Genomic DNA, 14,693 nt, shown 5'->3' with positions numbered 1-14,693 from the left:
CTGAATCCTATCCAGTTGCAGCCCGCTGGACGCCGCCCAAAACATGGGAATCCGCTTAGAGGAAGATGTCCGGCACCAGGCTGCCCTCCGGCGCGCCGAGGCTGTATGGCGCGAAGTCCTTCACGCCGGCTGCCCGCAGGACTTCTTCGTCAGTGTAGAAGTTCCCCGAACCGCTGACGCCGTCGGCAAGGTTGGCGCCCGTCAGCACGGCGTGCGCAGCGTCGGCCATGATTTCCGGTCCCCGGGCTGCCTTCACGATCTGCTGCCCACCAGGCATGTTCCGGATCGCTGCGGTATCGATCAAGGTGCACGGCCACAACGAGTTGACCGAGACGCCGTCGTCCTTAAGCTCTTCGGCGAGCCCCAGGGTGGTGAGGCTCATTCCATACTTGGCCATCGTGTAGGCCAGGTGCATCCCGGCCCATTTTGGATCGAGGTTCAGCGGTGGAGACAACGTGAGGATGTGCCCGTTGCCTGATTCGCGCAGCGCAGGGAGGGACAACTTTGAGAGTAGGAAGGTTCCCCGGACGTTGATGTCCTGCATGAGGTCATAACGCTTCATGTCAATGGCATCCGTGCGGGAGAGGTCAATGGCTGACGCGTTGTTGATGACGACGTCGATTCCCCCAAAGCGCTCGACGGCGGCACTCACTGCCGCGGCGACGTCGTCGTCATTGCGGACATCGCCCACGAGGGGCAGAGCCTGACCGCCGGCGGCGACCAGTTGATCAGCGGCGGTGAAGACGGTCCCCTCCAGTTTCGGGTGGGGTTCTCGGGTCTTGGCCATCAGTACGATGTTGGCGCCGTCGCGGGCTGCGCGGGTGGCGATGGCCAATCCGATGCCACGGCTGCCGCCGGACATGATGATGGTGCGGCCCTTGAGCGAACCGCTGGCTACATAAGGGGTGCTGCCCTTCGACTTACTCTCTTCGGAAGCTGGGGAAGCATCGTTGCTTGGAGTCATGGAGACACTCTAACCCAACTATGTTACCGACGGGTAACATAGTGACAGCTTTGGCTTGGGCGCTGAAAATTGTAGGGTTTCTACAGCGGTTCGCGGCAATGGCGTCATTAGACTGGCCAGCGGGGCCTGTTCTTTGTACGGAAGCTACTTAAGTCAGCTACTTGCTCGTACCAGGACTGCGCCAGCAAAAATCAGCTACAGAGCCGGAGACACTTGATGAGCCACGATCTGACAACGACAGCGGGAAAGATTGCAGACTTCCGCGACCGCCAGGCCCGTGCAGAGCAGCCTTCCGGCCCGGAAGCGATCGAAAAGCAACACGCACGCGGTAAGAACACTGCCCGCGAACGCATTGACCTCCTGGTCGATCCCGAATCATTCGTTGAGTTCGATGCCCTCGCCGTCCATCGCTCCACAGCCTTCGGCATGGAGAAAAAGAAGCCCCTGGGCGACGGCGTCGTCTCCGGTTACGGCACAGTGGACGGGCGCCTCGTTGCCATCTACAGCCAGGACTTCAGCGTCTACGGCGGCTCCTTGAGCCAGGTCAACGGCGAGAAGATCGTCAAGGTCCAGGAGTTCGCCCTCCGCAACGGCTGCCCTGTAGTGGGCATTAACGACGGCGGCGGCGCGCGCATCCAGGAAGGCGTGGCCTCCCTTGCCATGTTCGCGGATATCTTCCGCAACAACGTCCATGCCTCAGGCGTCGTCCCCCAGATCTCGCTCATCATGGGCCCGTGCGCCGGCGGCGCTGCCTACTCGCCCGCGTTGACCGACTACGTGGTCATGGTGGACAAGACTTCCCACATGTTCATCACCGGCCCGGATGTCATCAAGACCGTCACCGGCGAGGACGTGGACATGGAAACGCTGGGCGGTGCCCGCCAGCACAATGCCACCACCGGAACGTCCACTTACCTGGCCTCCGACGAAGCCGACGCGATCGAATTCGTCCGAGAACTCCTGGACTTCCTTCCTTCCAACAACCTCTCAGAGGCCCCGGTTGTAGAACACGACCAGGAATTGGAACTCGACGACGACGATCTCGCCTTGGATGGACTGATCCCGGATTCGGCCAATCAGCCTTACGACATGCGCAAGGTCATTGAGCAGATCGTGGACGACGCCCACTTCCTTGAAATGCAGTCGCTTTACGCCCCCAACGTGATCATTGGGTACGGGCGGGTTGAAGGCCACACGGTGGGCATCGTTGCCAACCAGCCCATGCAGTTCGCTGGCACCCTGGACATCTCCGCATCCGAGAAGGCCGCCCGGTTCGTCCGGCACTGCGACGCTTTCAACATCCCCATCATCACGCTGGTGGACGTGCCTGGCTTCCTCCCCGGCAAAGACCAGGAATTCCAGGGCATCATCCGTCGAGGTGCCAAACTCCTGTATGCCTACGCTGAAGCCACGGTTCCCAAGCTCACCGTCATCACCCGCAAGGCCTATGGTGGCGCATACATCGTGATGGGCTCCAAGAAGCTGGGCGCAGACCTGAACCTCGCGTGGCCCACCGCCCAGATCGGTGTCATGGGCGCCCAGGGTGCCGTGAACATCCTCTACCGCCGCGACCTCGCAGCGGTTGCCGAGGCTGGCGGCGACGTCGAGGCCAAGCGCGCCGAGATCATCCAAGGCTACGAGGAGGAACTCCTCAACCCTTACCAGGCAGCTCAGTTGGGCTACGTGGACGCCGTCATTGCACCCTCCGACACGCGTCTCCAGATCATCCGTGGCCTGCGCGCCCTCCGCGACAAACGCGCCAGCCTGCCCACCAAGAAGCACGGGAACATCCCGCTGTGAGCCCGGCAAAGCATCGGGCAGAGCAAAGCCCTTCAACGCCCGAACCTGTTGCCCCCATGTTCTCCGTGGTCAAGGGAGAACCCACCGCCGAAGAGCTCGCGGCGCTTGCCGCCGTCGTCGCTTCCGTGGGAGTACCCCAAACACCGGCGCCTGCAAAGCCGAACGTTCGCCACTGGGTGCGCCGTCAGCAATTGCGCCTGGAGCCCACGCCGGGTCCAGGCGCGTGGAAACGCAGCCGCGGGTAGCCTCACTTCTTCGCGATGGCGGGCAGAAAGTTCAACAACCCTTTCACGTGAAGCGAGTCCCGGTTAGGCTCTGTGGGTGACTACTGCAAACACCCCTGCGCGACCTAAGACCGCCGTCGATTCCGTTGCTGACGCGTACACGGAAAAGCTGATCGAACTCAATCCCAGCTTCGCCACCACGTTGGGGTTGCCGGGGCACGAAACCGAATATCAGGACTACTCGCCCGCGGGCATCGAGGCCCACGCGCAAGCTGCCCGGCAGGCTTTGGACGAGTTGGCCGCGCTTGAGCCCGCCGACGAATCGGACATCGTCACCCTGGACGCCATGCGCGAGCGGCTCGGCCTGGAATTGGAGATCCACGAATCCGGCTGGGACGCCGCCGACCTCAACAACATCGCCTCGCCGGCCCAGGATATCCGAGCCATCTTCGACCTCATGCCGACGGACACCGTTGAGCACTGGGAACACATCGCCGGCCGTGCCGCCAACGTTCCCGGTGCAATCGAGGGCTACATCGCTTCCTTGCGCTCTGCAAAGGAAGTGGGCAACGTCGCGGCTGCCCGCCAGGTGCAGATCGTCATTGAGCAAACGGGCCGCTACGCCGCCGACGACGGCTTCTTCGCCAAAATGGCCGCCGGGGCACTGCTCGGCGGCGCGCCGCTTCCGGCAGAACTCCAGTCCAAGCTCGACGCCGGCGCCTCCGCCGCGCGATCAGCCTACGAATCGCTGGGTGCTTTCCTTCGGCACGAGCTTCTCCCCGCTGCCCCGGAAAAGGACGCGGTGGGGCGGGAACGCTATGCCCTGGCCTCCCGCTCGTTCCTCGGCGCGGCCGTTGACCTCGAAGAGACCTATGCGTGGGGCGTCCAGGAGTTGGAACGACTCATCAGCGAACAGGAGAAGGTGGCCGCGCAGATCAAGCCCGGCGCCACCATCGAAGAAGCAAAGAACATCCTCAACAACGATCCCGCCCGCCAGATCAAAGGAACCGACGCCCTGAAGGCGTGGATGCAGGAACTCTCGGATCGTGCAGTATCCGAGCTCGCCGACGTCCATTTCGACATCCCGGACGTCATGAAAACCCTCGAATGCATGATCGCACCTACAGACGAAGGTGGGATCTACTACACCGGCCCGTCCGACGACTTCTCACGGCCAGGGCGTATGTGGTGGTCCGTACCCGCCGGCGAAGACACTTTCACCACGTGGTCCGAAACAACCACCGTCTTCCACGAAGGAGTCCCCGGGCACCACCTCCAGGTCGCAACTGCCACCTACCGCCGCGAACTCCTCAACAACTGGCGCCGCAACGTCTGCTGGGTCTCCGGACACGGTGAAGGGTGGGCACTCTACGCCGAGCAACTCATGCTGGAACTCGGCTACCTCAAAGACCCCGGCGACCACATGGGCATGCTGGACGGCCAGCGCATGCGTGCCGCCCGCGTTGTCTTCGACATCGGGGTGCACCTGGAACTACCCATCCCCGAACGCTGGGGCACCGGAACCTGGACGCCCGAGAAAGGCTTTGACTTCCTCAAAGCCAACCTCGATATCAGCGAGGGACAACTCCAGTTCGAATTCGCCCGCTACCTCGGCTGGCCTGGGCAAGCGCCCTCGTACAAAGTGGGGCAGCGGCTCTGGGAACAGATCCGGGCCGAGCTTGAAACCCGCGGGGGGTTCGATCTGAAGTCCTTCCACAGCAAGGCACTGAACATTGGCTCGGTCGGTTTGGACGTGCTGCGTCGGGCGTTGCTGGGGTAATCGCCAACCGCCCCGAGACGCACGCCACACCCAGGGCGGGAATAACTTCATAGGTGTGTAACATTTCTAAACGTTCGTTAGGTATGTTATTTGGAGTGCACCTAGCGTGTTCCCGTGAGCACCTCAACCAACACTTCCCTATCAGCTGGAAAGACCGGCTTCCGGCTCCCCAAGTGGGCCGGATCGTTCGGCGTCCAGATCATCGCAGCCCTCATCATCGGCCTCGTCCTTGGCCTCATCGCAAAGTACACCGGCAGCACCAAGGCCGCCCCCAACGGCCTTGGTGCTACCCTGCAGACCATCGGCTCAAGCTATGTCTCGCTGCTGCAGACCGCCGTCGTTCCTTTGATCTTCACCGCCGTGGTGAGCTCCATCGCGAACCTGCGCCAGGTTTCCAACGCCGCCCGCCTCGCCTGGAACACGCTGCTCTGGTTTGCCATCACATCGCTTGTTTCGGTGCTCATCGGCATCGGCCTGGGTGTGCTCCTGCAGCCTGGTGCAGCTACCGGTATCACGCAGAAGGCCGAGTACGCCGGCAAGACCGGTGACTGGTGGGCATTCCTGATCGGGCTCTTCCCCAAAAACTTCCTCGGACTCGGCGCAAGCTCCACCGTCACCGAGACCGCCAATGCTGCCACCACGGTCAGCACCTCCGTCAGCTTCAATGTGCTCCAGATCCTGGTGGTCGCGATCGCCGTCGGCATTGCTGCCCTGAAGGTCGGCAAGCAAGCTGAAGCCTTCCTGACGTTCAACGCCTCGGCATTGGCCGTCATCCAGAAGGTCCTGTGGTGGATCATCCGCATCGCTCCCCTGGGCACCATCGGCCTGATCGGCAACGCCGTTGCCATCTACGGCTGGGACACAATCGGCTCCCTGGGCAAGTTCACTGTCGCTATCTACATCGGCCTGGCATTGGTTCTGTTCGTGCTGTACCCGATCCTGGTCCGCGCCCACGGCCTGTCCATCAAGCAGTACTTCTCCGGTGTATGGCCGGCCGTACAGTTGGCCTTCGTCTCCCGCTCCTCGATCGGCACGCTGCCGCTCACCCAGCGCGTCACTGAGCGGAACCTCGGCGTCCCCTCCGGCTATGCTTCGTTCGCCGTGCCGCTCGGCGCCACCACCAAGATGGACGGCTGCGCCGCTATCTACCCCGCCATCGCGGCGATCTTCGTGGCCCAGTTCTTCGGTATCAACCTGGACTTCAGCCAATACTTGCTGATCGTGCTTGTCTCCGTCCTTGGTTCAGCGGCCACGGCAGGTACCACTGGCGCCGTCGTCATGCTCACACTGACCCTGTCTACGCTGGGACTGCCGCTGGCCGGCGTCGGACTCCTGCTGGCAATCGACCCCATCCTGGACATGGGCCGCACGGCCGTCAACGTGGCAGGCCAGGCCCTGATCCCGGCAATCGTCGCCAAGCGCCAGGGCATCCTGGACGAGTCGCTATACAACGCGCCGCGTAACGGCGCCGCGTTCGCCGACGAGTTCGCGATCGAGACCGCTGCTGCCGGGACTGATCCGCGCGAACTGGCCGATTCCAAGGCCTAGCACCTGCTGGCTTTTCGCACTACGCAATCCCTTGGGGACTTCTCCCCAAGGGATTGCGCGGTTTAACGGCGAAAGCTGGATAGGCTCGGAGCATGTTGATCGTCACCTCCAATGAGATACCCGGCCACCGCATCGACGCCGTCTTCGGCGAAGTCATGGGACTCACAGTCCGTTCCCGGGATATCGGCTCCCAGATGCTTGCAGGTTTCCGCTCCCTCGGTGGCGGGGAGCTGCCCGAAATGACCAGGGCACTCTACGAAAGCCGACAGGAAGTCATGGCCCGCATGGTCAACGAGGCACAACAGCGCGGCGCCAACGCAATTGTCGCCATGCGCTTTGACACCTCCGAAATGGGTACCAACTGGACGGAAGTCTGCGCCTATGGCACGGCCGTCTACGTGCTTCCCCTCGGTGAGGGCGAACCCGGCGCCACCGGGCAGTCCGTGTACTTGACCAAGACAGCATCCCAGCAGCCTGCCCAAGGCCAGCCGCAGCAGCCAGACCAGCCGACTCACCCTTCGCCCCAGGCTCCCCCGCACCAGTTCTGACGCCTGTTGCCTTGGCGCTGTATTGACCTGGTGCGCCGTGTTGCACAGTCGCGGTGAGTCCCACCAGCAACACTGGTGGGACTCACCCCGATGTCGGGTTGAGTGGGTGGCCCGGTAAAGGTGGGTGGCCCGGTAACGGAGCGTGGCCCGGTAACGGCGGGTGGCCCGGTAAAGGTGGGGCTTGGGATTGGTATGTATGGCCTGTGGGCGCAGTGATACGGATTCTATGGACCCCTCTTGGCACCGTTTTTGCTTGCCAACCGGGGTTTTCCTTGGTGTGGTTGCATCTTTCGCAGAGCCCGGCGCCGTTTTCCAGGCTGGTGGGTCCGCCGTCGTGCCATGGAACCACATGGTCGAAGTGTCGAAGGGGCGCGTCGCAGTACGGTGTGCGGCAGGTGTCGTCGCGGATTTCGATGAATCGTCTGAGCCGCGGCGGGAAGAGCCGTGCTTTGGAGTCCGTGGCCAGCAGTTCGCCGCTGGCGGGTGCGGTGTAGAGCCGGCGGAGCAGGACTTTGAACTCCTCGCGGGCTGATGATTCCGGACCGCCCGTGGATTCCGGACCAGTCTCCGCGTTCTCATCTGACCCGGATTTTCCTTTGGCGAGGAGGGTTCTTGCCCATTCTGCGGGGACGATTCCGTAGCCTTGGAGCCGTGCGGGTTCGCTGTCGCCTTGGAAAAGCGTGCGGTCCGTCATCACCAGTTGGACGTCAACGCCGGTGATGCCGCCGGGTGTGCCGGTGAGGCGTTCGACGAGGGTGTCGGCCATGAGCTGGCCCCGGGAGCGGGTGTCACCGCCGGATCGGGCCGAATCAGCCGCCCGTGTGAGCGCGGTGTAGGCGGCGACGCCTTGGGCGACGGGCAGCAGTGCGGTGAGGATCGTCATGGTGTCCGGCGCCGGGCGAAGGCTGACGTGCCGTTCGGTTGCGGCGCGGGCCCCGCGCTGGGTGATGGATCGGGGATCCCGGCGGTAGGCGGCGGCTTTCGCGGCGGCGATGATCGCCCGATCTCCGGCGCCCTCGAAGGTTCCGGTATCGGGGGCGAGCTCCTCATCCACCGCGCAGCGGTCTTCGGCGGACAGGCAGGCTGTTTCCTTCACGAGCAGGGTGGCCCGCCATTCGTTGAGCTGCCCGGTTTCCAAGGCGGCCATGGTGCGGGGCATCTCCGTGACGAGGGCCTTCGCAAATCCGAGGAGACGCGATCCGCGGTTGGGCGATTCGCGCCGGGCCAACGCGAGCTGCGCAGCGACACCCTGGCCCTGCTCCGATACGGGCACCCCGGCAGCCGCTTGCTCGCGGCGCTGGGCGAGATCGAACGCGACAGCGATCTTTGCCTGCAAACCCGCTATGGCGGACTTCATGTCTTCGAGCGCACGCAATTGATTGATGAGGTCCCTGCTCACCACACTGGCCTGATCGGGAGGCACGAGGCGAGCAGGAACAGCTGGCGTTGCGACTGCTGTCATCGTCTGTCTCCCCCCTTTCCGCTCCGTACCAACACCCTTTCAGCAGGCACCGACAGTAATGATGGAATTGGCTTGTGTTGCGGTGTGACTCTGCCTCCGACTGACGCCCTTGTGGTTTGTCTTCAAAATGATCTGTCCGCCGTGACGCAGGCTGTAATAAGCGCGGCGGCCAGGTGGACATGACCTCATAGGAGCCTGCTCAAAGAATCCCATTACTGTCTTGTCTGACCACCCGGCCGGCGTGCCCTTCATGTTCCATTGCACGCAACAGAAGGTCAGGGCAGTTTCATCATGGCAAAACAACATCCGAAAGTCATCGCTGGGATCGACACGCATGCCGATACCCACCACGTCGCCGTCATCAGTGAAACAGGGCGGCATCTAGGGGACAAGGAGTTCCTTGCCGTCGGTTCCGGCTACCGGCAGATCGTGGAGTTCATCACCGGATTTGGCCCGGTCTCGTCCATCGGCGTGGAGGGCACAGGCAGTTACGGAGCGGAGCTCGCACGCGTCCTGAGTCGGGAGCACTTCTGGGTCCTGGAAGTGATGCGTCCAAACCGGCAAGAACGCCGGCTACGGGGCAAGTCTGATCCGTTGGATGCCTATCAGGCTGCGGAAGCTGCACTTGCCGGCAGCAGGGTTGCGACGCCAAAAGCCAGGGACGGGGCTGTGGAATCACTACGTGTTCTGCGCGCTGAACGAAACTCTGCCATGCGGGCAAGGGTCGCGGTCATGGCTCAGATCAAGAGCATCCTGGTCTCTGCTCCTGAGCCCATCCGGGCGAAGTACCGCGGCTTAAGCCGCGTTGCAATGATGAGCGCACTGGAGAAAAGCCGACCGATCGGTGACCCTGCCGAGCCTCCAAACGCCACCGCCATCGTTCTCAAGCGCTTGGCTGTCCGCTACCGGCACCTGAACACGGAAGTGGCCCTGATCGATACTGAACTCGACGCAATCCTCACCATGCACGCCCCTACGCTCAGGGACATTCAGGGTGTTGGCACTGACGTTGCAAGTCAGTTGCTGGTAACCGTAGGCGACAACTCCGAAAGGGTCACCTCGGAGGCAAGGTTCGCAGCCCTGGTCGGCGTTGCCCCCATCCCGGCCGCCTCAGGGAAAACCACCCGGCATCGACTTAGCCGTGGCGGAGACCGGCAAGCCAATAAAGCCATCCATCGCGTAGTGCTCGTACGGATGATGAGTGATAGCCGGACCAAAACCTACGTGGCCAGGCGCCGACAAGAAGGCAAAACCACCAAGGAAATCATGCGCTGCCTCAAACGCTACGTTGCACGTGAAATCTATGACCAGATCATGCACCCCCACCCAGCACCCTTCGCCGGGCAGCTCCGGGCCCTGCGGAAAGCCAAGAACATCACCCTCCAGGCCGCCGCTGATGACCTCCGCGTCTGGCCTACCGCACTATCCCGTCTCGAACGCGGACTCACCCGCGACGACAACTTCCACAAACGCTACGAAAGCTGGCTCAACGACCATTGACAGCAATAGGAGCATCATTATTAGCCGCCCCTGTCCGTCCACCGATGACACCGGTCGCCTTGCGGTCCCCGGCACGGGTTGATGGCACGTCGAGCCCCTATTTCCCCCATCGGCCAAAATATAAATTGCGCAGAGTGCAAAGTTGCACTTAGTGTAAGTATGTGACTCCAAACAGCAGCCAGTCGACCACGCTGGAACCCGCCGAGTCCAGCAGCCCCTCGCGGCGCGAGCTCAATAAAGCGGCAACCCGCAGCTCCATCGCCACCGCAGCCCTGGACCTTCTTCGCAGCAACGGCCCCGGCAATTTCACGGTAGAGGACATCGCCGCGAGCGCAGGCGTTTCGCGGCGCACGTTCTTCAACTACTTCGCGAGTCTGGAGGCTGCCTTGGCGTCCGTGGCCGATGGTTTCATGGACCGCGCCCTTGAGCAGTTCCGCCTGCGCCCGGCGGACGAATCCATTCTGGAATCCGCCCAAGCCGCCCTGATGGCCCTGGCAGATCCCATGTCGGTAGCACCCATGGCTGAACTCTTTAGCCTGACCCAGGACAACCGTTCCCTGGCGCGTTCCGAGCTCGAAGCATGGGAACACTGCACGGGGCAGATTATCGACGCCGCCCGAGGCAGGCTTGGCCCGGACATCAGCGAGCTCTACCTGCATGCTCTTGCGGGATCGGTCATTTCGTGCGGCAAGGCGGCTATGACCGTCTGGTTCGCCGAGCGGGGCCCTGACCTTTCGCCCGAATCGCTGGCTGTTCTTCGCCAGCACCTCATCGACGCCATGGGGCTGCTGGGAGCCGGCTTCGCGCCGTCGTCGGAAGCCCCGCCGCAAGGGGCGACAGCTGCACCCGCATCAGCCCCTTCCCCCGTTCCCGCCTCCACAGATCGGTTCTGACATGGCCTCGTTCCTCTACCGTCTCGGCAAGTTCTCGTACAAGCGCCGCTGGCTGGTCATTTCACTGTGGCTGGCAGTCCTGGTGGCCGTGGGCGGTTCTGCCGCCGCGTTCCACGGCACTATGTCCAACAACTTCAGCATTCCTGGCACGGAAACGCAGAGGATGGCGGACAAGCTCAAAGAGGCCCTGCCCGATGCGTCGGGCGGCTCGGCCAGCGTGGCCTTCGACGCCGGCGAGTCCGGTTTCGACCAAGCCAAGAAGGATGCTGTCACTGCGGCGCTCGAAAAGCTCCAGGCGTTGCCCGACGTGCAGGGGACGGTGAATCCGTTCACCACCCAGGAGCAGTTGGACAAGGCCGCTGGCGACATCGCCGCCGGTGAAGCAAAGGCTGCCGCAGGCCAGACGCAGTTGGACGCAGCCCGTGCCCAACTGGCCGCCGGGGAAGCCCAGCTCGCGGGAGCGGAACAGCAGATGGCTGCCGCAGGCCTCACGCCTGCACAAATCGAGGCCCAGCTCGCGACGCAGCGCGCCGAACTCGCCGCGGGCAAAGCAAAGCTCGACGCCGGAATCAAGGAAGCTTCCGACGGCGCCAGTGCCTTGGCTTTGGGGAAACGCCAACTGGAGGCTTCTGAAGGCATACGCTTCGTGTCCAGCGACAACAAGGCCGCCATCGCCCAGGTCCAGTTCAAGACGTCCATCAATGCCGTTGATCCCGCCGTCCGCAAGGAAGTGCAGGACATTGTTCAGGGCGTCTCCTCCGCAGGGGTCACGGCATATGCCAGCAAGGAAATCACTGAGGATGTCTCACAGATCTTCGGCATCGCGGAGATCGTCGGCGTCGCAGTGGCAGCCCTCGTTCTGATCCTCATGCTTGGCACCCTCATTGCTGCAGGCCTTCCCCTTGTTATGGCCCTGATTGGCGTGGCTGTAGGCGTCGGGGGCACGTTCGCGCTGACTGGCGTGATCAACATGAGCTCCATCTCCCCGATGCTTGCCCTGATGCTTGGCCTCGCAGTCGGCATCGACTACTCCCTCTTCATCGTCAACCGCCACCGCAACCAGCTTCTGGCCGGGATGGATGGCGAGGAATCCGCAGCACTTGCGACCGGCACGTCCGGTAACGCCGTGCTGTTCGCCGGCCTCACGGTCATCATCGCTCTGGCGGCACTCGTGGTCCCGGGGCTGCCCTTCCTCGCGGTGATGGGTGTTGCCGCCGCAGCGACAGTTGCGGTCGCCGTCGTCGTCGCTTTGACCTTGACGCCCGCGATCCTGGCGTTGATCGGCCGTCGGCTGATCTCCAAGCGTGCTTGGGCCAAGGCTGCCGAGCACAATGCCGAGCCCGGCCACGAAGCCGCGGACCGTGCCCTGGAAGAGAAGCGCAGCAGCAGCGGCTGGGGCGGATTGGTCACGCGGCACCCCTGGGTTTCCCTTGTAGCAAGCGTGGTGCTGTTGGGCGCCCTGGCCCTACCGGCTTCCCAGCTTCGCCTGGCACTTCCCGACGGCGGATCCGAGCCGGTCGATTCGCAAGCCTTCAAAGCCTACGACCTCACGCGCAGCAGCTTCGGCGAAGGCGTCACCGGCCCGATCGTCGTCGTCGCCGAATTCCCGGAAGGGCTCAGCGAAACTGATGCCAAGAACAAGCAGTTCGACGTCGCGGAGCAGTTGCGCAGCGTGGAAAACGTCACAGCGGCGGTGCCTGTGGCCCTGAGCGAAGATCGCCGAACGGCAGTGTTCCAGGTAATTCCTAAGGAAGGCCCGGCCAGCGCCAGCACCGTGCAGGTGGTTTCCGACGTCCGGGCAAAGGGCACCCAAATCCGCGACGACCTGGATGTCGCCATCGGTCTCACCGGCCAGACGGCGGGCAACATTGACGTCTCCGCCAAGCTTGGGGCTGCCCTGCCGCCGTACCTGGCGATCGTCGTCGGGCTTTCGCTGATCCTGTTGCTGCTGGTGTTCCGTTCGGTTGTGGTGCCGCTGCTCGCGACCGGTGGGTTCCTCTTGTCCCTGGCCGCTGCGTTCGGCGCCGTCGTGGCCGTTTACCAGTGGGGTTGGCTGGGAGCGATTTTCGACGTCGCCAACCCTGGCGCCGTGCTGAGCTTCCTGCCGATCATCCTGATCGGCGTCCTGTTTGGCCTCGCGATGGACTATCAGGTGTTCATAACGTCCGGGATGCGTGAATCGTATATGCACGGCGAAAACGCACGCCACGCTGTACGGACCGGGTTCAGCCACGCGTCAGCCGTTGTGACCGCCGCCGCGATCATCATGGTCAGCGTGTTCTCGGGCTTCATTTTCAGCCACCTCACCATGGTCCGGCCGTTGGGCTTCGCCATGGCGTTTGGTGTGCTTATCGATGCGTTCGTAGTCCGCATGACAATCGTTCCCGCTGTCATGTACCTCCTCGGCGAGAAGGCATGGTGGCTGCCCAAGTGGCTGCACCGCGTCCTGCCCGATGTGGACGTCGAAGGCGCCAAACTGAACCGAAGCGACCGCCCCAAAGCCGGCTCCGAGGAACTGGTCCACTGATCCTCTCTCACATCCTCCCGGTTCCTGACCGATCCTCTCTCACATCCTCCCGGTTCCTGACCGATCCTCTCCCACATCCTCCCGGTTCCTGACCGATCCTCTCCCACATCCTCCCGGTTCCTGACCGATCCTCTCCCACATCCTCCCGGTTCCTGACCGATCCTCTCTCACATCCTCCCGGTTCCTGACCGATCCTCTCCCACATCCTGCAGAAAGGTCCGACGTCGGTACTCAACTCTTGGGTGCCGACGTCGGAGATTTTCTGGCGTCGAGCTGAATCAGAGCACTAATAACCTCGGCCGCCGTGCGGCGAGTGAGCGTCGGCGAGGGCTCATAGGTAGACCACTCCTGACCGTGGGAGACCCAACCGGTCTTTAATCCTGCGGCGCGGCCTCCCGAGATATCGGCGATCGGGTGATCGCCAACCATCCAGCCATCAGTCAGCTCGCCGCCCAATTTCCGGGCCGCAAGTCGGAAGATCCCAACGTCGGGCTTCTTCACGCCTACGGCCTCGGAAATCACCACGCAGTCCACGTACGGTTCAATTCCAAGGTGTTCAATTTTGAGAGTCTGCTGAGCCGTGGCGCCATTGGTGACGATGCCTATCCTCCAACCGGCCGCCCGCGCGCATCCCCCCAAAACCGACACGATGTGAGAGCGCATCCCCCCAAAACCGACAGGATGTGAGCGAGCATCCCTCCTAAACCGACAGGACGTGAGCGAGCATCGTACTAGGCTGGGACGGTGACCCGATTGATCCTCGCCTCCCAGTCCCCTGCCCGCGCCAAGTTGCTGACGGAAGCGGGGATCCGCCACGAAGTCCTGGTCTCGGATGTAAACGAGGACGCAGTGCAGGCGCACTACGGCGTGACGGATGCTCATGACACCGCCCTGCTGCTTGCCCGGGCGAAGGCTGAAGCCGTCGCCGCGCTCCCCGAGGCCGAGGGAGCCTTGGTGATCGGTTGCGACTCGGTTTTCGAGTTCGACGGCGAATCGCACGGAAAGCCCTATACGGCAGAGGTTGCCCGCGAGCGGATGCTGCGCATGAGCGGCTCCAAGGGCGTGCTTCACACCGGACACTGGCTGGTGGACTGCCGGGAGACTGCCGTGGACGTCGATGAGGATGAGATCGCGGATGGTACGGGAGCGACAGTTGGCTCAGTATCAAGCGCGGTGGTGCACTTCGCGGAAATGTCCGAAGAGGACATCGACGCCTACATCGCTACCGGAGAACCACTGCACTGTGCAGGATCCTTCACCATCGACGGCCTCGGTGGGGCCTTTATCCGCAAGGTGGACGGCGACCCGCACGCCGTCGTCGGTCTTTCCATCTCGACCCTCCGCGACTTGCTGGTCCATGCGAACCTAGGCATCACGGAATTGTGGGCCGCGAACCACCAGTAGACGCGATTTGTAGCAAACCTACAAAGGAACATCGCCTCACACA

The 14,693-nt window shown here is 63.0% G+C and carries 12 protein-coding genes; 9 read left to right on the top strand and 3 right to left on the bottom strand.

Going from position 1 to position 14,693, the window contains the following annotated elements:
* Window positions 1-55: 55 nt before the first annotated feature.
* Window positions 56-964, bottom strand: a complete 909-nt coding sequence (locus tag ACZ5G6_RS07400) for an SDR family oxidoreductase (protein WP_498690486.1) — start codon at window positions 962-964, stop codon at window positions 56-58.
* A 216-nt stretch (window positions 965-1,180) separates the two neighbouring features.
* Here ACZ5G6_RS07400 and ACZ5G6_RS07395 point away from each other — a divergent pair, with 216 nt between their 5' ends.
* From ACZ5G6_RS07395 to ACZ5G6_RS07375, 5 genes are all read left to right on the top strand, one after another.
* Window positions 1,181-2,764, top strand: coding sequence for an acyl-CoA carboxylase subunit beta (locus ACZ5G6_RS07395; RefSeq protein ID WP_216925413.1), 1,584 nt, complete (start codon window positions 1,181-1,183; stop codon window positions 2,762-2,764).
* On the top strand, window positions 2,761-3,009 hold the full coding sequence (locus ACZ5G6_RS07390) for an acyl-CoA carboxylase epsilon subunit (protein WP_498690483.1): 249 nt from the start codon (window positions 2,761-2,763) through the stop codon (window positions 3,007-3,009). Before ACZ5G6_RS07395 ends, ACZ5G6_RS07390 begins: the two co-directional genes overlap by 4 nt.
* Window positions 3,010-3,085: 76 nt before the next feature.
* Window positions 3,086-4,768, top strand: a complete 1,683-nt coding sequence (locus ACZ5G6_RS07385) for a DUF885 domain-containing protein (RefSeq protein ID WP_498690482.1) — start codon at window positions 3,086-3,088, stop codon at window positions 4,766-4,768.
* 114 nt (window positions 4,769-4,882) lie between these two features.
* Complete coding sequence (locus tag ACZ5G6_RS07380; RefSeq protein WP_498690479.1) at window positions 4,883-6,316, top strand: dicarboxylate/amino acid:cation symporter; 1,434 nt, start codon at window positions 4,883-4,885, stop codon at window positions 6,314-6,316.
* Window positions 6,317-6,408: 92 nt separating this feature from the next.
* Window positions 6,409-6,864: a YbjQ family protein gene (locus ACZ5G6_RS07375; RefSeq protein ID WP_223936420.1), complete on the top strand. Its 456-nt coding sequence runs from the start codon at window positions 6,409-6,411 to the stop codon at window positions 6,862-6,864.
* Between the two features lie 82 nt (window positions 6,865-6,946).
* Here the strand turns inward: ACZ5G6_RS07375 and ACZ5G6_RS07370 are convergent, their stop codons facing one another.
* The gene (locus ACZ5G6_RS07370; RefSeq protein WP_498690477.1) at window positions 6,947-8,326 is read right to left on the bottom strand and encodes an HNH endonuclease; all 1,380 of its coding nucleotides are present in this window, start codon (window positions 8,324-8,326) and stop codon (window positions 6,947-6,949) included.
* Window positions 8,327-8,617: 291 nt separating this feature from the next.
* Between ACZ5G6_RS07370 and ACZ5G6_RS07365 the strand changes: the two genes are divergently transcribed.
* The 3 genes from ACZ5G6_RS07365 to ACZ5G6_RS07355 all read left to right on the top strand — a co-directional run bounded on the left by ACZ5G6_RS07365 (window position 8,618) and on the right by ACZ5G6_RS07355 (window position 13,246).
* Entirely contained in the window at window positions 8,618-9,826 is a 1,209-nt protein-coding gene (locus tag ACZ5G6_RS07365; RefSeq protein ID WP_498685934.1) for an IS110 family RNA-guided transposase, read from the top strand.
* 161 nt (window positions 9,827-9,987) lie between these two features.
* Entirely contained in the window at window positions 9,988-10,719 is a 732-nt protein-coding gene (locus ACZ5G6_RS07360) for a TetR/AcrR family transcriptional regulator (RefSeq protein ID WP_223936418.1), read from the top strand.
* Between the two features lies 1 nt (window position 10,720).
* Window positions 10,721-13,246, top strand: a complete 2,526-nt coding sequence (locus tag ACZ5G6_RS07355; RefSeq protein ID WP_498690475.1) for an MMPL family transporter — start codon at window positions 10,721-10,723, stop codon at window positions 13,244-13,246.
* Window positions 13,247-13,477: 231 nt separating this feature from the next.
* On the opposite strand, the gene ACZ5G6_RS07350 is transcribed toward ACZ5G6_RS07355, so the two are convergent.
* Window positions 13,478-13,909 (bottom strand): HAD family hydrolase, encoded by a 432-nt coding sequence (locus ACZ5G6_RS07350; RefSeq protein WP_498690473.1) that lies wholly within the window; start codon window positions 13,907-13,909, stop codon window positions 13,478-13,480.
* Between the two features lie 81 nt (window positions 13,910-13,990).
* On the opposite strand from ACZ5G6_RS07350, the gene ACZ5G6_RS07345 reads away from it, so the two are divergent.
* Window positions 13,991-14,650 (top strand): Maf family protein, encoded by a 660-nt coding sequence (locus ACZ5G6_RS07345; RefSeq protein ID WP_498690470.1) that lies wholly within the window; start codon window positions 13,991-13,993, stop codon window positions 14,648-14,650.
* Window positions 14,651-14,693 lie beyond the last annotated feature (43 nt).

This window comes from Arthrobacter sp. TmtSoilC51 (genome assembly GCF_055388015.1).
Note: the sequence above shows the minus strand (reverse complement) of the source record. Positions and strands in the feature narration are given on the sequence as shown.